General features: G+C 51.2%; 19 protein-coding genes. 12 read left to right on the top strand and 7 right to left on the bottom strand.

Features of this window, described 5'->3' with window-relative positions; translation table 11 throughout:
- Positions 1–88: 88 nt before the first annotated feature.
- From hydF to HNQ38_RS08570, 6 genes are all read right to left on the bottom strand, one after another.
- Positions 89–1,357, bottom strand: coding sequence for a [FeFe] hydrogenase H-cluster maturation GTPase HydF (gene hydF, locus HNQ38_RS08595; RefSeq protein WP_183719469.1), 1,269 nt, complete (start codon positions 1,355–1,357; stop codon positions 89–91).
- A 175-nt stretch (positions 1,358–1,532) separates the two neighbouring features.
- Positions 1,533–1,907 carry an iron hydrogenase small subunit gene (locus tag HNQ38_RS08590; protein ID WP_183719467.1) on the bottom strand — a complete coding sequence of 125 codons (375 nt, stop codon included), beginning with the start codon at positions 1,905–1,907 and terminating at the stop codon, positions 1,533–1,535.
- Between the two features lie 10 nt (positions 1,908–1,917).
- The gene (locus HNQ38_RS08585; RefSeq protein WP_183719465.1) at positions 1,918–3,174 is read right to left on the bottom strand and encodes a [FeFe] hydrogenase, group A; all 1,257 of its coding nucleotides are present in this window, start codon (positions 3,172–3,174) and stop codon (positions 1,918–1,920) included.
- A 105-nt stretch (positions 3,175–3,279) separates the two neighbouring features.
- The gene (gene hydE, locus HNQ38_RS08580) at positions 3,280–4,275 is read right to left on the bottom strand and encodes a [FeFe] hydrogenase H-cluster radical SAM maturase HydE (protein WP_183719463.1); all 996 of its coding nucleotides are present in this window, start codon (positions 4,273–4,275) and stop codon (positions 3,280–3,282) included.
- 21 nt (positions 4,276–4,296) lie between these two features.
- Positions 4,297–5,700 (bottom strand): [FeFe] hydrogenase H-cluster radical SAM maturase HydG, encoded by a 1,404-nt coding sequence (hydG, locus tag HNQ38_RS08575; protein ID WP_183719461.1) that lies wholly within the window; start codon positions 5,698–5,700, stop codon positions 4,297–4,299.
- Positions 5,701–6,075: 375 nt separating this feature from the next.
- Positions 6,076–7,656, bottom strand: coding sequence for an outer membrane homotrimeric porin (locus HNQ38_RS08570; protein WP_183719459.1), 1,581 nt, complete (start codon positions 7,654–7,656; stop codon positions 6,076–6,078).
- Positions 7,657–7,919: 263 nt separating this feature from the next.
- Here HNQ38_RS08570 and nikA point away from each other — a divergent pair, with 263 nt between their 5' ends.
- From nikA to HNQ38_RS08510, 12 genes are all read left to right on the top strand, one after another.
- Positions 7,920–9,413, top strand: coding sequence for a nickel ABC transporter substrate-binding protein (gene nikA / locus HNQ38_RS08565; RefSeq protein ID WP_183719457.1), 1,494 nt, complete (start codon positions 7,920–7,922; stop codon positions 9,411–9,413).
- A 60-nt stretch (positions 9,414–9,473) separates the two neighbouring features.
- Positions 9,474–10,409: a nickel/cobalt ABC transporter permease gene (gene opp1B, locus HNQ38_RS08560; protein ID WP_183719455.1), complete on the top strand. Its 936-nt coding sequence runs from the start codon at positions 9,474–9,476 to the stop codon at positions 10,407–10,409.
- Complete coding sequence (gene opp1C / locus HNQ38_RS08555; RefSeq protein ID WP_183719453.1) at positions 10,406–11,248, top strand: nickel/cobalt ABC transporter permease; 843 nt, start codon at positions 10,406–10,408, stop codon at positions 11,246–11,248. The genes opp1B and opp1C overlap by 4 nt, the downstream gene beginning before the upstream one ends.
- The gene (locus HNQ38_RS08550) at positions 11,245–12,072 is read left to right on the top strand and encodes an ABC transporter ATP-binding protein (protein ID WP_246388070.1); all 828 of its coding nucleotides are present in this window, start codon (positions 11,245–11,247) and stop codon (positions 12,070–12,072) included. The genes opp1C and HNQ38_RS08550 overlap by 4 nt, the downstream gene beginning before the upstream one ends.
- On the top strand, positions 12,065–12,826 hold the full coding sequence (locus HNQ38_RS08545) for an ABC transporter ATP-binding protein (RefSeq protein ID WP_183719451.1): 762 nt from the start codon (positions 12,065–12,067) through the stop codon (positions 12,824–12,826). The genes HNQ38_RS08550 and HNQ38_RS08545 overlap by 8 nt, the downstream gene beginning before the upstream one ends.
- A gap of 46 nt (positions 12,827–12,872) precedes the next feature.
- A complete protein-coding gene (locus tag HNQ38_RS08540; protein WP_183719449.1) occupies positions 12,873–13,646 on the top strand; it encodes a class I SAM-dependent methyltransferase in 774 nt (257 codons plus the stop codon).
- Positions 13,647–14,293: 647 nt separating this feature from the next.
- Positions 14,294–16,207, top strand: coding sequence for a TonB-dependent receptor (locus HNQ38_RS08535; RefSeq protein ID WP_343060139.1), 1,914 nt, complete (start codon positions 14,294–14,296; stop codon positions 16,205–16,207).
- Positions 16,208–16,225: 18 nt separating this feature from the next.
- Positions 16,226–16,876 (top strand): class I SAM-dependent methyltransferase, encoded by a 651-nt coding sequence (locus tag HNQ38_RS08530; protein ID WP_246388069.1) that lies wholly within the window; start codon positions 16,226–16,228, stop codon positions 16,874–16,876.
- Between the two features lie 8 nt (positions 16,877–16,884).
- The gene (locus tag HNQ38_RS08525) at positions 16,885–17,703 is read left to right on the top strand and encodes a metal ABC transporter substrate-binding protein (protein ID WP_183719447.1); all 819 of its coding nucleotides are present in this window, start codon (positions 16,885–16,887) and stop codon (positions 17,701–17,703) included.
- Between the two features lie 9 nt (positions 17,704–17,712).
- Positions 17,713–18,489 (top strand): ATP-binding cassette domain-containing protein, encoded by a 777-nt coding sequence (locus tag HNQ38_RS08520; protein ID WP_183719445.1) that lies wholly within the window; start codon positions 17,713–17,715, stop codon positions 18,487–18,489.
- 37 nt (positions 18,490–18,526) lie between these two features.
- On the top strand, positions 18,527–19,348 hold the full coding sequence (locus tag HNQ38_RS08515; protein WP_183719443.1) for a metal ABC transporter permease: 822 nt from the start codon (positions 18,527–18,529) through the stop codon (positions 19,346–19,348).
- 159 nt (positions 19,349–19,507) lie between these two features.
- On the top strand, positions 19,508–20,359 hold the full coding sequence (locus HNQ38_RS08510) for an energy transducer TonB (protein WP_183719441.1): 852 nt from the start codon (positions 19,508–19,510) through the stop codon (positions 20,357–20,359).
- A 254-nt stretch (positions 20,360–20,613) separates the two neighbouring features.
- Here HNQ38_RS08510 and HNQ38_RS08505 read toward each other — a convergent pair whose 3' ends face one another.
- Positions 20,614–20,913 (bottom strand): hypothetical protein, encoded by a 300-nt coding sequence (locus tag HNQ38_RS08505; protein WP_183719439.1) that lies wholly within the window; start codon positions 20,911–20,913, stop codon positions 20,614–20,616.
- Positions 20,914–21,293 lie beyond the last annotated feature (380 nt).

Genomic DNA, 21,293 nt, shown 5'->3' with positions numbered 1-21,293 from the left:
CAACTGGCGTTTTGGCTGAAAAGCCAAAAGGGAAAAGAGACCCTACGCCTCCACCGTGCAATTCTGCAACTCGCCCTAACGGGTGCCTTCAACGCAGATCCTGTGCGCTACCTATCCCGCTTCTGCCAGTGTGTGCCTCGAACACTGAAAGGGCTTCGGGAAAAGGTTCCAGTACGCGCTGCAGAACCCCCTGCACGAGAGATATGGCCACGCCGTAATTGGTCATGGGGCATCCGGCCATATCCGCTGCGCGTTGTCGAGCCATCATCTGTCCCCGCGTGATTACACAGCCACCGCAATGGAGCACGGTTTTGAACGTCGGATCATAACCGGAAAATTCCTTGCCTGCGGCCACCGTGATTTCCAGTTCTCCACCCGCCATTTTTTGCAGCCAGCGCGGCAGCTTGATACGCCCTATGTCGTCTTTCTGCGCATGATGCGAACAGGCCTCCTGAATAAGCACCCGATCGCCTGGCTTGAGTCTTTGCAGGGCGGCAGCCCCACGGGCCATCTGGCTCAGATCTCCTTTGAATCGCGCCATAAGAATGGAAAATGTCGTCATGGGAATATGCGCTGGCGTATCCCGGTTCACAAGATGCACCACCTGTGAATCACAAACGACCAGATCCGGTGGATTTTTCAGACAGCCAATAGCAGCGGGAAGCTCTTCTTCCGTAACAACCATGCATATTTTACGGCCATCAAGGCTGTCACGGATTGCCTGAACCTGCGGCAAAATCAGTCGCCCTTTTGGGGCTCCCGTATCAATGGGCACCACAAGCACAAGAACGCCCTTTTCGGGCAGCAGATCACTCACCAGGGCTGGCTGGTGCATGGCATCTTCCGGGGCAATGCGAGCTATGGCTTCACGAATCTCATTGAGTCCAGACCCGCTATGGGCAGAAGCTCGTATGACAGGAATATCCGCAGAAAGATCGTGTGGGCGCGCAAAGCCCGCCTCTACTTCAGGCGCTGCGTCTGCCTTGTTCTGCACAACCACAAAGGGAATTTTCAATTCCACAAGTCTTGCTGCCAAACCGGACTCATCGGCACCCCACTCGTCTGCCACGGTAACAAGCAAAGCCACATCGGTACGGCGCATAACCTGAAGACTCCGCTCGGTACGGAGTTTTCCCAGTTCTCCTACATCATCAAGCCCTGCGGTATCCAGAAAAACTACGGGGCCAACAGGCAACATCTCCAAAGTTTTTTCAACGGGGTCAGTAGTCGTGCCCGGCATGTCGGAGACTATGGCCACGGACTGCCCGGTAAGTGCATTGAGCAACGAAGATTTGCCAACATTACGGCGACCGAAAATAGCAATATGCAAACGAAGTCCCTTGGGGGCATCATTCATTGTAAAGATTCCTTATGCGGGGGGACGTCGGTTTATGACTGAGCCCCTGAGCAACCTGCCATGCAAGCTAGGCCGACACGGTGGGGCATTACCGTGTCGGCCGGGGTCTGAGCGGGAACCGGGTGAGGTTCCCGATGAGAGCTGTGGGCACAGCGCTCAATTTTGAAACGATTGTCTATTCGTAGGGATATGGAGTTTCAGCAAATTCCTTGTATCGATGATGGGGATATACCCCGGCGTCAACAAGGGCCTGAAGATTTTTCGATTTATCAAACCATTGGGTGTGAAGCAGCTCTTCGGATTTGTGGCTCAAAGGCTTGCCGAGCCAGTTATCATACAGGGCTTTGACCTGCGTATTGTCCTGCGAGGCTCTTTTGGGAAACGCCGCGTCCGCGCCGTACACCCCCTTTGTGCGGTCTACCATGTAGTCCTTGATATCCTTGACTGCCGCATGCGCCTTGTTAACCAGGCGCACGCTGAGCAAAAGACCGCCAGAAACGATACATGCGCCCTTCAAGAAACCGCGTCTTGTGATGCCAATGATGGACATAGCCGCCCCCCTATGCGTTTGTTGAAGCGTCAGCGAGACGCTTTTTAAGACCTGCGAACAAGCTGGTGGCCTTGCGCTCTGCGTATTCCAGCAGATTAGGCATGATGGGCTGCCCGCCGCCACAGACACAGCCACCGGGGCACGCCATAAATTCGATAAAATGGTAGGGTGATTTTCCTGCCCGCACCTGATCACACACAGCGGCAAAATGTTTCCCCCCGTGTACCACGGCCAGGCGCAGTTCTGTGCCGTTGATGGTAACGGCATATTCCTTCACGCCCTTCAAGCCGCGAACTTCCTTGAAGTCCCACGAATCCGGGCGCTGACCGGTAACAGCCTGATAGGCATAGCGCAGGGCAGCTTCCATAACGCCGCCAGACACGCCAAAGATGGTCGCTCCACCAGTAGACTCACCCATAAGGCTGTCTCGTTCGCCTTCGGGCAGTTTCGCAAAATCTATCCCCGCCTGACGTATCATGTAGGCCAGTTCGCGGGTAGTAAGGGTAGCGTCAATGTCGCGGATGCCATTGGCAGCCAACTCAGAACGCAGCCCTTCATATTTTTTGGCTATGCAGGGCATGATGGAAACGGTGTATACCTGCTCGGGATCATAGCCTTTTTTCTCGGCCCCATAAGTCTTGGAAAGGCGGCCGTTCATACCGATGGGCGACTTGCAGGATGAAAAATGTGGCAGCAGGTCTGGATAAAAGGTCTCAGCGTATTTTTGCCAGCCAGGACAGCAAGACGTGAACTGCGGAAGACTCTTGTTTTCACCCAGACGCTGCACAAATTCCGAAGCTTCTTCCCAAATGGTAACGTCAGCGGCAAATTCGGTATCCCAGCAATGGGTGAAGCCCAAGGCTTTGAGAGCGGCAAGCATTTTACCAGTGGTCACGCTTCCCGGTTCAAGGCCAAAAGCTTCGCCAAGGGCGTAACGAACCGCTGGCGCAGGCATGGCAATGCACTTGAGGTTTTTATCCTTCAGCTTCTCCTGAAGTTCTGGCACCCAGGTCTGGGTTTCGTAAATAGCCATTTCAGGGCAGTGGGTGAGGCACTGCCCGCAGTTGATACAGGGCTCAGGATTCGCAACTTTATGCGCCAGCCCTGTTTCGCCGTACACGGCTCCGGTGGGGCAATATTCCTGGCAGAGGTCGCAGCCGATGCATTTTTTGTCGTCAATCTGCACAAAAAGCATCTTGTCGCCATCTGCACCTTTTGGCGGCACATGCGGTTCATACTGGATATGTTCCATGACAATGCGCGGCATCTCAACCTCCCGATAGTAACAGATGAAGTACACATTTATACCAACGCTGCTCAGCGTCCGAGCCTGAAGCCCATTGTGCGTTGTGCTGGCGAAAAACAGCTTGTTCTAGGCTGATGCCAATGCTTCCGCCAGCACGCACTGCGTATTACCCATAGGCTTGAGTGAATGGGTGCGCCCGGCTGCTTCAATGGCCGCCTGAACCCCGGCCAGATCAACACGGTTTTTATTGTCATAAATGCGGTAATGTTCACGAAACCCCGCAGGCGTAAAACCGGGCATGAGAACATTTGCTCCTGCCAGCAAGCCTTCGCGCTGTCCGCTTGCAGCGTCTAGCGTGGCCAGAGCCGTTGTCGCCGGGATATTTGCCCAGGGCAAGGCGATGCGCAGCACAGCCAACACGCGCAAAGTCATAGCTACACTTCCGCTTTCAGACCGCCCAAGTGGCGTATTTTCCTGCGGAATAAACGGGCCTGCGCCGCACATGCCTACACGCAGGCGACGTGCAAGCAGGATATCGTCAACGAGACTTTCAGGGTGCTGTCCTGGCAAGCCAATCATAAAACCTGAGCCGCACTCATATTTCAGTTTTGCCAATCTTTTCAGACAATCAATCCGTTCTTGCAGATTGTGACCTGGGTGTAGTGCGGCGTAGAGCCTTCGGTCTGATGTTTCGTGCTTGAGCAGAAAACGTACGGCCCCCGCCTCTTTCCATAGTGCATAAGCAGCATCGGGCTGTTCGCCCACGCTTAACGTCACAGGCACCCGATGCGTACTTCGTATGGCGTCGATTATCTGGGCGAGCCATAGTGGATCAATGGCATATTCGCCTGACTGTAATACAATGGTATCGACGCCAGTATCCACCGCCACTGAAGCGGCTTTAAGAACCTGAGCCTGAGAAAGCGCATACCGAACAAGGGAAGAATTCCCGCCCCTCAAACCGCAATAGCGACAATTTCGCCGACAAAGATTGGAAAACTCTACAAGGCCGCGCACGAAAACGTGTGAGCCCTTTTCACGTTCGAGAACCCTGGCCGCGTAGTGGCGTAGTTCGGGCCAGGGCGTCTCAAACAGCAGAGTAGATATTTCCGATCGGCGCATGACTACCCCTGCAAAAACTGCCTAACAATACACGTCGCGCTGCCCAGAACGTACCTTGGCCAGCAAGTTTTCCGAAACGCGACGCGTGCGGTCTTCCATGCCATTCAGCGTGGAGGCAATGGCTCCCTGCCCGGCCAAGCGGGCTTCGTCCGTTGCATAATCAAGCAGATATTCTTCAAAGGTGGAAAGCGCGTTTGGTGCGCATTTGGCCTTAATAAGGCCAGGTTTGGCCAGATCCATAAAATCCTTGCCAGTACGGCCAAGCCTGTAGCACCCGGTGCAGAACGATGGAATGAATCCGTGATCTCCCAGATCCTTCACTACTTCTGCCAAGGTTCTGTGATCGCCAAGCTGGAACTGGGCTGCCTCGAACTGGCTGCTTTCTTTGTATCCGCCAGGATTCGTGCGACTGCCTGCGGAAATTTGAGAAACTCCGAGTTCCAGCGTGAGACTGCGTATGTTTGCATTCTCGCGAGTAGACATGATGATGCCAGTATAGGGCACAGCCAGTCTGAGAATGGCTACGAGCTTAAGAAAATCCTTGTCACTTATGGCATGTGGCGGATGTGAGGCCATATCTGAACCAACGGCAGGCTCTATGCGCGGAACGCTGATTGTGTGGCAACCGACACCAAATCTGTCTTCAAGGTGGGCAATGTGCTGCATGAGCGCCAGCGTTTCATAACGCCAGTCATAAAGCCCATAAAGCAGCCCCATACCCACGTCATCAATGCCAGCCAGCATGGCCCGGTCAAAGGAAGATGCCCGCCAGTCAAGATCGCTCTTCGGGCCGGAAAGATGCACCTGCTTGTATGTTTCGCGGTGGTAAGTTTCCTGAAAAAGTTGAAATGTACCTATATTGCGGTTTTTGAGTTGCCTGAAATCTTCTACGGACAAAGGGGCTAGGTTAACATTGACGCGCCTGATGCTGCTGCCGTCTTCTCTGGCGTCATAGATAGCGTCAATGGCGTCGAGCACATAACTTATGCCACTACCAGGATACGCCTCGCCTGCTACCATAAGAACACGTTTGTGCCCCTGCCGAAGTATGGCCTTGGTCTCTTCGGTGATTTCTTCCTTGTTCAGAGCCCGTCGCACTACTGCCTTGTTTGATTTGCGAAAAGCGCAATAAAGACATTCGTTGGAGCAGAGGTTGGAAATATAAAGCGGAGCAAAAAGCACGATACGATTGCCGTATATTTCTTCTTTAGCCGCCTTGGCAGTCAGATAAAGATCCGAAAGAAGCTCCGGCGATGAAATTCCCATAAGCACGGCTACATCCGCCGGAGAAAGTCCCTTCAGTTCTCTGGCCTTTTCGAGGACGTCACGGATTCTCGCTACGTCCTCGCGGCTACATGATTCGAGCGTATTTCTGATTTTGGCGTCATCAAGCCAGACTGCTTTTGAATCAGCGGCGGTACCCATTGAAACTCCCCCCAAGACGATTGTGCGTAGCTAAAAACATTGGTCAGCATTTCAAAGTGCTACCTTTTTAAAAAACGTAACACCTAAGTCCGTAAAAAAACCTACCATCTAGGCAGGATGTTATCGCGCCATCAGATCTCACGATCAATTGGGCATGGCAATATTTCATTAGCTGCCTAGCAAGTAGCATCCAGTGTTACCTTTGTCAATTACGTAATACGATATTCATGATGCCCCTTGTTCCAAAAAAATAAAACAATCCCTTAACAATTTATAATTGCTGACAATAGAGATTGCACATCTGAAGTGTGCGCAAAGTCCAATGGCATTTGACTCTGCGCACATATATTCTTGACTCAACTCCAAAGCACGAGACTAAAACTTGTAAATGAAGCTTACGTTAACATTCCAAGCGTCTGTCGTGCTATTGGCACCCATGTTGTTGCCAGTGGCAGATGTATATCCACCCCATACCCCTCGCGACTGATCCAGCCATAAGGCTATGTAGTTGGTTTCCACGAGGAGGCGTAAATTGTCGTAAATCTGGTATGTAGTCGTGATGCCAAATTCAGCTGCGTAATCCTGCGAGGTCAAGTAAAGGCCGTAATAGTTGGCTGAGTTAAAGTCTGCAAACCCATCACCCGTGTCGGGCGTATAACTGGTATAGCCGTCAACACCCTTTGCGCCCTTGATATACTTGGCCATAGCGGGGCTGTTGGTGCCACCCAGAACGTTCACATGAAATGTCTGTTTCAGCTTATCAAAAAAGCTTACATCCTTGATTCGCGCTCCAACGCCCCAGGTGCCTGCGAAAGTGGAACCAATGAGGGTGTCGCGGCCTAGAGTCCATGTACCCAATGTACCAAAGCTCGACATGGCGTTTGTGCTTTCGTTGTTGGCCTCAACGTTGGGCATACGCTCTGAACCGTTTTTGATATTGTCGTCATCACCACTTGAGTACCAGCCGTAGACACCGGGAGTTCCCCAATCAAGTTTATATTCAGCCAGCAGGGCGCTATACCAGCCTTTACGGTTAAGAGCTTCTGCACCTGTGTCCACTGAGCCGTAGTTAAAGCTGGCTGCAATGCGGAAAGGATCAAACGCAACCATCTCGCCAGTAATACCGGCCCAAAGTACTGTTGAATAGGCATCGGCTATCTGACGGCCTACCTTGGAATCCTTAAGCGCGTAGACTGCGGGGGAGAGGCCCAGAGCGCCAGCACCAGTTGAATTTTTGCCATAAAAATCAGTGCCGGACCGAAAAGAATTGCTGCCAAACATACCCAACATGGCCCAGGGCGTAACATTTACACCATTAAGGCGCACTGGAGCGGTCAAACCAAAAATATCAAAATTATCCAGGTAATTTTGCGGTGACTGCGAGTCGCCAGCCCAATTGTCGTTGTAAGGCCGCACCCAAAAACCTGACAAGGAAAGGTTGTCAGTGATTGGTGTGGAAAGCACCACGCCAGCCACGTCGGCGTCAAACGCCTGAGAAGCTTCTGTTGTAAAGTCGGGCAAGAACACGCGCTGTATGCCCATACGCACCTTTACACTGGTTTGCGGCACTGCCCAGTCAAGATAGCTGTGCTTGATCTTGACCACATTGTTGCCGTCCGCGCCAAGTGCCCCCCCCTTGCTGGCTCTACCCCAGGTGACGCCGCCAATTTCAAAATAAACGGTACCTGACAAGGCTTCGGATGCCACGGCGTCCAGTTGCAGGCGCACTCGTGACTTGGCCTCGAATTGATCTTCACCGTAGCGGCCCCAGCCCGTTACCCCTGCAGCCTTGTTGCCATTTTCTGAACGCCCCCGTTCAGTAAAATTGCCTCCGCTGCCATATTCAAAGTTCATATTCCAGACGCCCTTGGCTTTGAATTCAACGGCATGGCTGGCAGTGCCCGCCCCCAGAAGAATGGCCGCAGCAATAAACAGGGTGCTGATTTTTTTCAACATAATCATCCCCAACATCGCGATTATTCTTTAAACCCCACCTAGACACGATTATTATAATCGTGTTACCAATACGCCACACTTTGGGTAATACCTTTTGAAAAAACATGCTACTAAAGTCAACAAGAAAGTATGTTTTTCGCGAATATGGAGCACCATCATGCGAAAATTAGTCTTTTTGCTGGCGGCCCTTTTGTGCTGCCTTTCTATTGCGGCTTGTGAAAGCAGCGAAAAAAAAAGATCAGCCACAGGCAGCGCGCACGGAGATGTCATACGCCAGCACCAAGGACATCCGTAATATCAATCCGCACTTGTACTCCGGGGAGATGGCCGCGCAGAACATGGTTTTTGAACCCTTGGTCATAAACACGACAGAGGGCGTTAAACCCTGGCTGGCGGAAAGCTGGGAAATTTCTCCCGACGGCAAGGAGTACACCTTCCATCTGCGCAAAGGGGTTCACTTCACAGATGGAGCACCTTTTAACGCTGAAGCCGTTAAGCTCAATATGGACGCCATTGTAGCTAACAAGCCACGTCATGCATGGCTTGATATGGTTAACCTCATCGACCGAAATGAAGTCATAGACGAACACACCTTCAAACTGGTGATGAAGCACCCGTACTACCCCACTCTGGTGGAGCTTGGCCTGGTGCGCCCCTTCCGTTTCATTTCCCCCAATTGCTTTGTGAACGGGCAAACCAAAGACGGAGTCTCTGGCTATGCAGGCACTGGCCCGTGGGTGCTAACTGAGCATAAAGACAAACAATACGCATTGTTTACAACCAATAAAAACTATTGGGGAACAATGCCAAAACTGGATACGGTGCGCTGGCGGGTCATGCCGGACCATCAGACCATCATGCTGGCCCTGCAGAAAGGTGAAATTGATTTGCTGTTCGGGTCGGACGGAGACATGCTGAACCTTGATGCCTTCAATGCCTTGCAAAAGGAAGGAAAGTACGTCACTGCCATCAGCGCACCTGTGGCCTCACGCGCCATTTTACTCAACGCTCATCAGCCCGTCACAGAAGAAAAAGCCGTACGTGAAGCCCTGCAGTATGCCGTTAACAAGCAAGCCATTGCGGAAGGCGTGCTCAACGGCACTGAAAGCGTGGCCGACACGCTTATTTCGCCCACAGTTCATTACTGCGATCTTGGCTTGCCAGCCCGTCACTATGATCCGGCCAAAGCTGCTGAACTGCTTGATGCGGCTGGCTGGAAAACAGGTGAAGACGGCTGGCGTTACAAAGATGGCAAAAAAGCGGTTGTTCGCCTGTATTACAACTCGCAAAATGCACAGGAACGCACCATTGGCGAATATATGCAGAGCGACCTGAAAAAAATCGGCATTGAGATGAAGATTATCGGCGAGGAAAAGCAGGCATTTCTTGACCGCCAGAAGACCGGCGATTTTGAACTGCAATACTCGCTCTCCTGGGGTACGCCTTACGATCCCCAATCCTATCTTTCATCCTGGCGGATTCCCGCTCACGGCGATTATCAGGCACAGGTTGGACTTGAGCGCAAGGAATGGCTGGACAAAGCTATCACCGAACTCATGATAGAACCTACTGAAGACGCCAGAAAAAAGATGTACCGGGATATCCTGACTTACATTCATGATGAAGGGGTATATATTCCCCTTACGTATTCCCGCACCAAAGCCGTGCACAGCAAAGCCTTGCAAGGGGTCGGCTTCGGAGCCTCCCAGTATGAAATACCCTTTGAGACCATGTATTTCCAGAACTCTACCCGTTAAGCTGTAACCAATCATAAGCATGCGCACCCCTGTACAGGTGGTGCGCATGAATCTTTCTGTATGAAAACATACATATTGCATCGCCTTCTGGGTACTATTCCACTACTGCTAGTCATTTCTTTTCTGGCATTTATGGTTATTCAGCTGAGCCCCAGTGACCCGGCTGAAGTAGCCGTACGCGTTAATGAGATTGTGCCCACAGAAGAAGTACTTGAGCTTACCCGAGAAAAGCTGGGATTAAACAAGCCTTTTCTGACTCGTTATGTAGACTGGATAAGTTCTGCCGTACAAGGCGACCTGGGCAGACGTTACGTTGACGACAAACCAGTGGCACAGGAATTGGCCAAAGCCTTGCCCCCTACTCTTTGGTTGGCTGCCGTTGCCACCATTATCACGGCTGTCTGCAGCATCGGCATGGCATTTATATGCGCCCGCTATGAAAGCAGACCTGTGGACTATCTGCTACGTGGACTGATATTTCTGGGAACGGCCGTGCCTGGATTCTGGGCAGGGTTACTCCTTATGTGGCTTTTCGCCGTAAAGCTGGACTGGCTGCCCACCAGCGGCATGAACAGCGCATATTCCGTTATCCTTCCAGCCATAACGCTCTCCCTGACATACACTGCCACCTATGCGCGCCTGCTTCGTAACAGCATGGTGCGCAACAAGCAGAGCAACTACGTGTTATTCGCACGGGCACGCGGCCTTTACCCTGGGACAATCTGGCGGCATATCTTTCGCAATTCGCTGCAATCCACGCTCACAGGGCTTGGCATGTCGCTTCCAAAGCTAATGGCCGGAACTTTTGTGGTGGAAACCATTTTCGCATGGCCGGGCCTGGGTTGGCTGTGCGTGACCTCAATTTTCAACAGAGATTTCCCTGTTATTCAGGCCTATGTGCTGCTCATGGCCGTGCTGTTCGTGGGTTTTAACCTGCTCATGGACATTCTTTGCGCTGCCATCGACCCTCGCATGCGCAACGGGAGCCAGCAATGATGTGGAAAGCATTACGCCAAGACCGCATGGCCATGTGGTGTATGGCCTTTCTGGGTATGGTGGCTATTGCGGCTCTTTTTGCTCCCTGGCTGGCTCCTTACGACCCCACCGCCATAAATGTTAAGGACAAGTTTGCTGGCTTAAGCTTTTCGCATCCATTAGGGACTGACCAGCTAGGGCGCGACGTACTTTCGCGGCTCATGTGGGGTGGCCGGGCAACCTTGGGGTTCTCACTTCTGGCCATGCTGCTCACCGTTTTTGTGGGGACATTTCTGGGGCTTGTGGCTGGTTTTTTTCGCGGCAAGGTGGATGAAACCATCATGCGCTTTTGCGATGCAATGATGTCTTTTCCCAGTGAAGTCATGATTCTTGCCATTGTGGGCATGCTCGGGCCAGGGCTCGGCAACATTGTCATTGCCAGTATTATAGCCAAGTGGCCCTGGTATACACGCATGATCCGCTCAACAGTCATGCAGTATTCAGACATGAACTACGTGCGGTTTTCGCGTGTAGCCGGGTGCAGCACCCTGCACATTTTTCGCAAACATCTTCTGCCAGCCGCTGCCGGAGAAATAATTGTACTGGCTACGCTGGATACAGGAGCAGTCATTTTGGCCGTATCCGCCCTGTCCTTCCTGGGACTTGGCGTGCAGCCTCCCACACCGGAATGGGGGGCCATGCTCAGCGATGCCAAGGACATCATGAGCATGTATCCACAGCAGATGCTCCCCCCCGGCCTGCTCATACTGTTAGTTGTGGCGGCTTTCAATTTTCTGGGCGACAGCCTGCGGGACGCACTGGATCCCGCCCACACCACGGCAGAAGGTGTGCGTATATGACAAATTGCAATAATCCCGTGTTTGAAGTGCGCAATTTGCATATCACGCATCCCGGAAAAATGCTGCAACTGGTTCATGATTTGAATTTCACGCTTGATGCAGGAACCTGCCTTGGCATCGTAGGTGAAAGCGGCAGTGGTAAAACGCTTGTTTGCCGGAGCCTTATGGGACTATTGCCTCCCACGCTGCAAGCAGATGGTACGGTCATATTTGAGGGAATGGATCTTTTGCATGCCCCACAAGAAACCATGAGAAGCCTGCGTGGAAGTAAAATAGCTATGGTCATGCAGCAACCTATGACGGCCTTTGACCCACTCTACACGCTCGATAAACAGTTTCTGGAAACCATGTCAGCACACGGCATATGTGGCATGGCACAAGCAAAACACTTGGCTATGGATATGCTTGAACGCGTGTGTATTGCCAATCCCGAAACGGTACTGAACAGCTACCCGCACCAGCTGTCAGGGGGCATGCTGCAACGCTGCATGATAGCTTTGGCCCTGATAATGAAACCAGCAAGTATCATTGCAGACGAACCAACCACGGCACTGGACGCGGAAACACAGTATGAAGTTGTACAGCAGTTTTTTGAATTGCGAAAAACCCACAACACAGCCATGATTTTTGTTTCTCACGACTTGGGCATTGTGCAGCGCCTTGCGGACGAATTGCTGGTCATGAAAGACGGTGAATGCGTTGAATCAGGGCGTGCCGAGGATATTTTTAACGCCCCGCAACACCCGTATACCCAATACCTGATCAGAACGCGCATGGCTTTGACAAAAAACTTCAAGTCCATCCTGGAGAAATGCCATGCTTGAAGTGGCTAACGTTTGTAAAAGCTACGGCAAAGGTGGTTTTTGGCGGACTGAAAAGCAGCCGGTGCTGCACGGAATAAACATTTCCGTACCTGCCGGAGCGTCAGTTGGTCTTGTGGGTGAAAGTGGCAGCGGAAAAAGCACGCTGGGGCGTTTGATTCTTGGCCTTGAACCGGCAGACAGCGGTCGCATTCTTATGCAGGGGCAACCCGTAAGGCAATGGCGAAAAAAACATGCTGGCGGAATGAGCGTCGTTTTTCAGGACTATACCACATCAGTAAACCCGGCCTACACCATTGCAGACATCATTCGAGAACCGCTGGTTGCCTGTGGTAAAAGCAAAGGAACAGATGCCACCATTGCCGAGCTTATGGATCGAGTAAGTCTTTCACCCAAGCTGACAAATCATCTTCCTCACGAGGTAAGCGGCGGGCAGTTGCAACGAGCTTGCATCGCTCGCGCCATTGCAACAAACCCAACCTTCGTTCTTTTTGACGAAGCCATAAGCTCTCTTGATGTTTCGGTGCAGGCAAAAATACTTGAGCTGCTGCGTGAACTGAAGGGGGATATGACCTATTTTTTCATAGCGCATGACCTGCAGGCCGTCACATACCTCTGTGATGATATTTATTTTTTACAGAAGGGCAGCGTTGTTGAGCAGTGCTCCAGCACTGCTCTTGCCCATGTATCGAGTGATTACGCCAAAAGGCTTATTGGTTCAGCAATCCTCTTTCAATCCCGCTGGACGGGCAAATAGAACCGATCCTTCTCACCATTGTATTCATTACAAATAAGGAATCTTCATGAACTATACAGCCCCCTCTTCTGCAAGCAGCGAACCTATATCCCATAATGACAGTGCGTTGAGTAGCCGCATTGAACGCTACTGGTCCCGCAGGGCAGGCAGCTATGGAACCACACGCAGAGTGGAATTGAGCAGTGACAAAAAAAACCAATGGCTAGCCGAAATTTTACCACATCTGCAAGGCAAACAGCCCTTACGCGTTCTTGATATAGGTACTGGCACAGGTTTTTTTGCAATTCTTCTGGCACAGCAAGGCCATACAGCCTGCGGAATTGATATGAGCGAAGCCATGCTTGAAGAGGGCCGCCTCATAGCCAAACAACATGGCTGCGCTGTCGACTTTCAAAAAATGGATGCGAGCTGCCTGAACTTTGAAGGCGAGAGCATGGATGTAGTTATTTCCCGTAACCTGACGTGGACCCTACAAGACGCTGCCGAGGCATACAAAGAATGGTACCGCGTGTTACGCTCTGGCGGAATCTTACTGAACTTCGACGCAAACTATGGCTCCGTATCCTTTATGGACGTTGTCCGCCACCCAGGAACACACGCGCATGTTGGCATGGACGACGGTATGATGGAAGAATGCGAATGCATTCGCCGTGAACTGCCCCTTAGTCGCGAATCACGCCCGGATTGGGACATGCGTGTTTTGCGCGATATTGGCTTTTCCCAATGCCAATGTGACATGAAGCTAAGCTCACGCATCTATACAGAACAGGATGCAACCTACAACCCTGTGCCTATGTTTGCCATACGTGCCATGAAATAATGAATGTTACTGCGAGTGGCCCTCAGATTCTTTTGAGGGCCGCTTTTAATCTTACTTGCTACTAAACATCACCAAGCTGCCTCACAAAATCATCCCGGAAGCCAAATATTTTGGCTGCTAGCGGAGCGCCCATTTATCTTCTTTTTTTCGTTGTCAGTTTTTACTAATGGCTTGACGTGCGCCCAGGTTCTTTATAGCGTGTGTTACCTTTTTATATAAAATAACACGAATTAATGTACTGTTAATTCAATCGAAATAAATTCTTTAATAACATTTGGGTGTTAAATATTTTTATTGAATTCACCTTGTCGGCTTCGGCAACAGGGGTGAATTTGCACGCCCATATGGTGCTACCTTTTTAAAAAATGTGTTACTGCGTAAGGGTTGTGGGGAACCCATATTTCAAAAAATCTAACAATGAACTGGATAAGCCGGTCATTCACACGAGAGGGAGGTTTCGGATGAGGAAGGTGCTATCCATAGTGGGCATGCTGTTCGTTTGTACTTGCATGTGGTGTTCCCTTGCACGGGCAGAAGGCCCGCAAGATAGTCAGAATCCATCACAGCAGGATGTTCCAGAACGAAAAACAGGCCTTACGCAGGGAAGTCTGACCGCTTTCACATTACCAGCGATAACCGCGTACGGTGTGGCAGATCAACCTCCTTCGGTTCCTGTTCAGACCCGTTTTGGAACCCAGTACAACGTTGTGACGGAAGAACAAATTAAGAGGCAAAATTCTCTGGATTTTTATGATGCTCTTCGCAATGTGCCGGGCGTTATGTACCAAAAGAAAAATATTATCGGTGGACAGACGTCGCACAGCCTTTATATCCGTGGGCGCGGGGCAAGCCACCCCAGTCCTGACCTTAATATTTTCTTTGACGACGTGCCGCGCAGTGGGGTGCTCTACGGCCAGGCGTTGGCTGACGGTATTCCTGTGTATGCCCTGGGTGGTATGGAGATATACAAAGCACCGCAGCCTTCACGTTTCGGCAGCGGGTATGGAATGATTAATTTTATTCCCAAGTACATGACGGAAGAAGGGTATGAACTGCGTGTAGGTTCAGAAGCAGGCAGCTATGGAACCGTTGCGGAAAATGTGGGCATGGGGGCTAAAAAAGGCAATGTCGACATCTATGCAGCACAGAGCTGGATCAGCACATTGGGGCACGTGGATCATAGTGCCGGACATCAGGCCAGTTATTACGGCAATTTGGGCATTGCCTTTGGCGACAACTGGGGCATGCGGCTTATGGCTAACCGCGTGGATGCCAAAACCCAGGTTCCCAATAACCCCATAACCGACACGCGCACCACTGACCGATATGACACGGAAACCAGTCTTGCCACACTTTCTTTGAACAATAACTACAACAATGCCTCAGGCTATCTTAAGGGGTATTATAACAATACGTTGTTTCACATAAGGGGCGAAAACAGCGGTACAGCCATGTCTCGTCAGACCAACGATCTGTATGGCATCCGCGGGCGCGAAACGTTCTCTGTGTGGGAAGGAAGTGAATTTGTCGCAGGATTTGACCTGGATATGTCTCGCCTCCAGAACTATCAGGAACAGTACAAAACACGCACTTCAACAAGTTGGGATTTTCCCGATCAGACGCTGTTTTCACCTTATTTTGCCGCCAGCCAGCTTTTTGGCAGCATAGATGGGTTCCACGTAACGCCATCAGCTGGAATACGCATATATAGCAGCAACCTCTTTGAAGACCATGCAGCGCCCCAGGCTGGCCTGGTGCTCGGATATGCCAATACAGACCTGAGCTTCAACTATTCGCGTGGGGTCAATTATCCCAGTCCGGTAGTACTGCAAAATTTTCTGGCCAATAAGTCCCTGCCCGGCAGCTTCGACACCAAGGATATCAAACCGGAAGTCATAGATCATTACGAAGTGGCGTTAAAGCACACCATGCCCGGTGTGTTCAGTGCCAGTGCCACCTATTTTCATGATGACGGCAGAGACAGGCTGCGCGCCTATATGTTTGGCCCATCTCCCACTGCATCATTTTTCAATTCTTCTACCGCAGAATACAAAACTGACGGTTTTGAATTGGCCGGTTCTGTAACCCCCATAGACGGGGTTGAAATCTTTGCGGCAGGAACGTGGATTAAAGCCTGGGCCAAAGGTGACAATGGCGAAACTACAAATGAATTGCCCTATACCCCCAGCTTTGCCTTGCAGGCTGGCTTCAAATGGGATTTTCTGGAGCATTTTCGCTTAAGCGGCGACTATCAGCATTTGCAGGATGTTTATGCGGGCACACTGGCACGCACATCGGCAACGGCCAATCCGGCTAGCAATTTCACGAAGCTCAAGGAAATTGACAAACTACCTGAAATCAATGTGGTCAATCTGCGGCTGGACTACATGTTCAGCTATGACGACCTGCACCTGGAAGAAGGCAAAGTTTACGTGGCTGTGAACAACATCTTTAATACGCCCTATGCTTACGCTATGGAAAAAACAAGTGACGGCAAGGACAGGCAACTGTATTACATGCCGGGAACCACAGTTATGGTGGGGTTTGAGCTCAAATTTTAACGCAAGCACGTGCAACCGATGCCTTTAGGCATCGGTTGCACGTTTTCTTTGGAGGGTTGTATGGCAGATAGTTCTGAGCGCAATACACAGCGAACACGTTTCTTTGATGCACATGCCTGCCAGTGGGAAGAACGAAATTATACACCTGAAAAACTCGTGCAAGTGGATCACATGGTTGCCGGATTGGCTCTCAGTAACGGCATGAACATTTTGGATGTTGGCTGTGGTGAGGGGGTACTACAACCATTTTTACGCAAGCACGCGGGCAAAGACGCGCAGCTTTTTGCTCTGGACGCTTCCAAGATCATGCTTCAAAGCGTCTCTACTCGTTTCCCCGATGTTCAGACATTTCATGCCAAAGCCGAATCAATGCCTCTGCCAGATGCAAGCATTGACGTTCTGGTCTGCTTTTCTGCCTTTCCCCATTTCAGCGACAAACCTGCGGCAGTCAAAGAATTTTATCGCGTGCTGAAAAACGGTGGAAGGGCCTATGTCCTGCACATTGACGGCAGAGAAAAACTCAATGCATTGCACGACAAGCACCATGCAGTAGAGGGTGACCACTTACCCTGCCCAACGGGTATGCGACTTCTTTTTCTTGAGGCTGGCTTCGCACATACCAATGCCGATGAAACTGCCAACCATTATTACTTCTTTGCCATAAAATAGGAGGTTGCATGCGCCGTTTAATTTTTGCCCTGCCCAGCATCCTTTTATTAAGTCTTTTTACCTTCACTGCGGCCTTTGCCGCTGAACCGCTGAGGGTCGTCGCAGGCACGTCGTTGATAACTGATATTGTCAATGATCTCACCGCTGGCGACAGCGAGGTGATCACCATCATTCAGGGCTCCAGTTGCCCGGGCCACGAGAATGCCAAAACCCAGGATTTTGTATTTGCCGCCAAAGCTGACCTTGTGCTGATACATCCCTTTCAGCGCCACATGCTGCAAGTGACCACCATGCTGGATGCAGTGGGCAATGCCTCGCTGAAGCTTGTTGCCATAAGCCCGAAGGGAAGTTGGCTCATTCCGGAAATACAAAAACAAGCGGTGCTGGAGATAGCCGAAGCCTTGTGTGCCGTTGCTCCGCAGAAGGCAGAGACCATTCAGCAAAGAACGCGACAGCGCATTGAAAAAGTTACCCAGGCTGATCGTGAATGCCGGGAACACCTCAGGGCTGTCGCAGGAAAACCCGTTATTGTTGCCGCCATGCAGTCAGAATTTGTGCAATGGGCGGGCTTTAGCGTGCTGCGTTCCTTCGGACGCATTGAAGAAATCAATGCCCGAGAGTTAGCCTCTATTATGACGGATACAAAAGGAAAAAAAGTTTGCGGCGTCATAGACAATTATCAAAGTGGAATGGACGCCGGACTGCCACTGGCGCTCGAACTTGGCGTCCCGCATGTGGTACTTTCCAATTTCCCCGGCTCTGCTGACGACGTGCCAGACTACTTCAGCTTGTTACAGGCCAACGTGGCCCAACTGTCCAAGCTATAAGGAGAAACCGTGTCGAAAAGTCTTGCCGTCTTACACAACGTGCACGTTAGCTATGGATGCCGCGCCGTATTACACGACATCTGCTTGAACGTGTCCGCAGGTGAATTTTGGACGGTAATCGGTCCCAATGGCGCGGGAAAATCTACTTTGATCGGTCTGTTTAACGGTTTGACGCAGTATGACTCAGGCGCGGTTACCTACGCTGGTAAAGCCGTCACCCCACAAAACGCCCGGGAAGCACGACTGAAAATAGCTCATGTCTTTCAGGCCACAGACCTTGATCCCAAAATGCCACTTTCAGTTTTTGCCTCCGTGTTGAGCGGAACTTATGGACGCTTGGGGCTTTTCCGGCGCGCTGGACAAAAAGAAAAAAAACTTGCCATGCGAGCGCTGGACGTTGTGGGATTGGCGAATCTGGCTTCGCGTCCCATAGGCCAGCTTTCGGGCGGTGAACGGCAGCGTGTGGCCCTGGCCCGCGCTCTGGCCCAAGAACCGGAAATGCTGTTGCTGGATGAACCCACAGCCGCACTCGACTGGCGAGCCCAGAGGGATATTTGCACGACTGTGGCTGCACTACGCCAGGAATTCTCCCTCACCGTAGTGATGGTCACCCACGACCTCAATGCCGTCTTCAGTTTGGCGCAAAAGGTGGCCATGCTTCGGGAAGGCCGCCTTCTCTGGCAGGGGGAGGTGCAAGATGCGATGGAACCGAAACTTTTAAGTACTCTTTATGATGTACCCATTCAGATTGCGGACTGTGACGGAAGAAAAGCCGCCCTATTTTGAAGCATGGTGCTTGAAACTATCTGTGCAAGGTAATCCAATGGAAGAGTTTTTTTACTATGCCTTTTTGCAAAGGGCGCTCCTCATGGCCCTCATCGGAGGGGCCGTCTGTGGCGCTATGGGCGTTTTTGTAGTGCTTTGGCGGATGAGTCTTGTAGGCATGTGCGTTTCACATGCCTCATTTGCCGGGGCGCTTTTGGGGCTGTGGTTGGGGCTACCCCCACTAGCAGGCGCCCTTGTGGCCAGTTTGGGAGCGGCTTCGGCAGTCGGTCCACTGGCTGAAAGGCCAGGATTCAGTCTGGACACTGCAATGGGGGTTGTTTTTGCCGTGGTTATGAGTCTGGCCATGCTGGCGCTGGGGCTTATGCCGGGGGCCAAGACCGAAGGGCTCAGCCTCATCTGGGGAAGCTTGCTTTCCGTCACTATTTTTGACTTACAGCTTATGGCTGGAGCAGGCTTGCTGATATTTCTATTTATTTTTCTTTTTTTCAAAGAAATTGAGGCCATTATGGGACAGAGGCATGCTGCTGCAGCCGCAGGCATTCCGGTGCGTAAAATCTACTACGCCTGCCTTATTCTGCTGGGGCTAGGCGTGGCCTTTGCCCTCAAGGCCATCGGTGGACTGTTGATTTATGCGCTTATTGTCACGCCAGCGGCTACAGCCCTGCAGCTGACGTACAGCCTTAGCTACATGTTCTGGCTTTCTGCTTTGTTTGGCGCCATTGCATCTACGCTCGGGCTTGGGCTGTCCTTTTATTGGGCAGTGCCGCCAGGGGCGGCGATCGTGCTGCTTTCTGCCAGCATACTCGTCATTGCCATGTGGCTTTCGCCAAAAAAACAAGGTGTCCATCCGTCTCATTAAAGCAACTTTACACTGGTTGGTACCTTTGCACAGGAGCAAAGCTCCAATGGTAAATTCACTGAGGTGCCACGAAGCTCCTGATGCCGTCAGATCACTTAATAGACAGGAACCCGCTTTACACTGACATATCTTAGCATATGAACCTACGTGGTACCCCATATGGCAGAATTGTTAACATTGCCAGAACAGGTGTTTGAAGAGAAGTCCGCCAAAACGCGCGGTTTGGGCAGCGTACTCTGTTCCTTGTGCCTGCACACTGCGCTGGTAGGAACGGGCTTGGCCTTTTTTTATGAAGCAGAACACCTGCAAATGGATGCACACCATGTTACCCTTGTGGATGCGTTTTATGCACAAGGGACAGCAGTTCAGAAAACAATTCCTACAGTTAAAGCGGATTCAGCGGTGGAGCCCGTGGCTAAGGTGAGGCATGAACCTAAAGCGAACGACAAAGCCCTTCCTATCGCGTCTAAACCTGCGCGGGCTTCAACAGAAGAAAAATCCATACCCATTAGTGCAAAAAAACGAAAAAAAGACTCGGCGCCATCTGAACATATAACGGGACATCCCAACAATGAGGCCAGAAAATCACCGTCCTTTTCTGCCGATGATACAGAGCGCGCTACTGAAACTACCGGCACAGCTTCAGCTGGGTTACCTGCTCAAGATGTCACTGCAAGGCAAACTTCCGGCCCGCAGGCCATATCTGCGGGAGAATATACAGCATATCAGGCCGGAACGGTGGACAGTCCCCCGGCCATCACCAAGCGCGTTGCGCCACAGTATCCTTCCAGCGCCAAACACAAGCGCATTCAGGGGTCTGTAGTTGTAAAAATAATTGTGGATACCTCAGGTTTACCGCAACAGTGCACGGTAGTTTCCGCAAAACCTGAAGGTTACTTTGAAGAGGCGTCACTAGAGGCTGCCCAACGATTACGTTTCAAACCGGGAAAAATTAAAGGGATTGTGGCTAATACGGTAGTCTTGCTGCCCTTTGATTTCCGGCTGCAGTGAGGTGCGACGGAGATCAATGAACAGGATACCGGGGTGCGCAAAAGCGTTATCGGACCGCATTCTATTTTGCTCACTTGATTCTCTTTGAATTTACTGCCCATGACACTCATGACTACAAAGGTCGCAGAATTTTTCGCATTGGACAGTAGATCATACATGCTGTTCAACCATCCGATATATCATAGATAAGCAATCAGGCAGGGGACAAACAAAAAGACCCCACGACCAAAGAATACGCTGTGCAGTTTAAATAGTTAACATTTGTGTTGCTGCAAATACTTAATCTTTTTGCGTAAGTAAGCGATGGCGGACGCCTTAGTATAGCCGACCTTGGCCCCGGCTCTGACGCGCTCCCTTGGACCTTTTTGCAGCGCATCTTCATTGCTAAGCGTCTTTGCAGAAATGAGGCCGCCGGTAATTCGTGCCAGCTCTGCTCTGGAAACCACCGGGGGTAAGGCCACCTCGATTGCTTTGAAGAATTCCTCTGTACCGATGCCGGTATTTATCAGCCTGTCGCTATATTCAAAGTCGTGATGCCAATTTCTGTGTTGCATGTGGCCTCCTGCTGGTGAGTTGGGTGGATGAGGGCATGTGTGGGAATACATACTATTGCTTACAATGACAAAAGATAGGGGCTGTCATGCAGGCAGCCCCCACCAGTCACCGCTATTTTGTAATCCCCAGAGCCATGCAGAACTCATCACGTGTGCTGGGCGCATTTCTACCGTAGTAACGTCTACTGATGCCTCTTGGCCCTTGCCCGTGATATCAAGACCGGGAGTGGACGATGGCCGATTTTTTCGGCTAGGATACCTGTTTTTCACGTATGCGTGTGCGCGAAGATACATGAGACCCCTTGGAGTTGAATTCCTTTGACCGGGTCTTGGCCAGATAGCTGGCGGTATACACCACGTCACCCATCTGCTCTTCAACG

The organism is Desulfovibrio intestinalis (genome assembly GCF_014202345.1).
Classification (GTDB): domain Bacteria; phylum Desulfobacterota; class Desulfovibrionia; order Desulfovibrionales; family Desulfovibrionaceae; genus Desulfovibrio; species Desulfovibrio intestinalis.
Note: the sequence above shows the minus strand (reverse complement) of the source record. Positions and strands in the feature narration are given on the sequence as shown.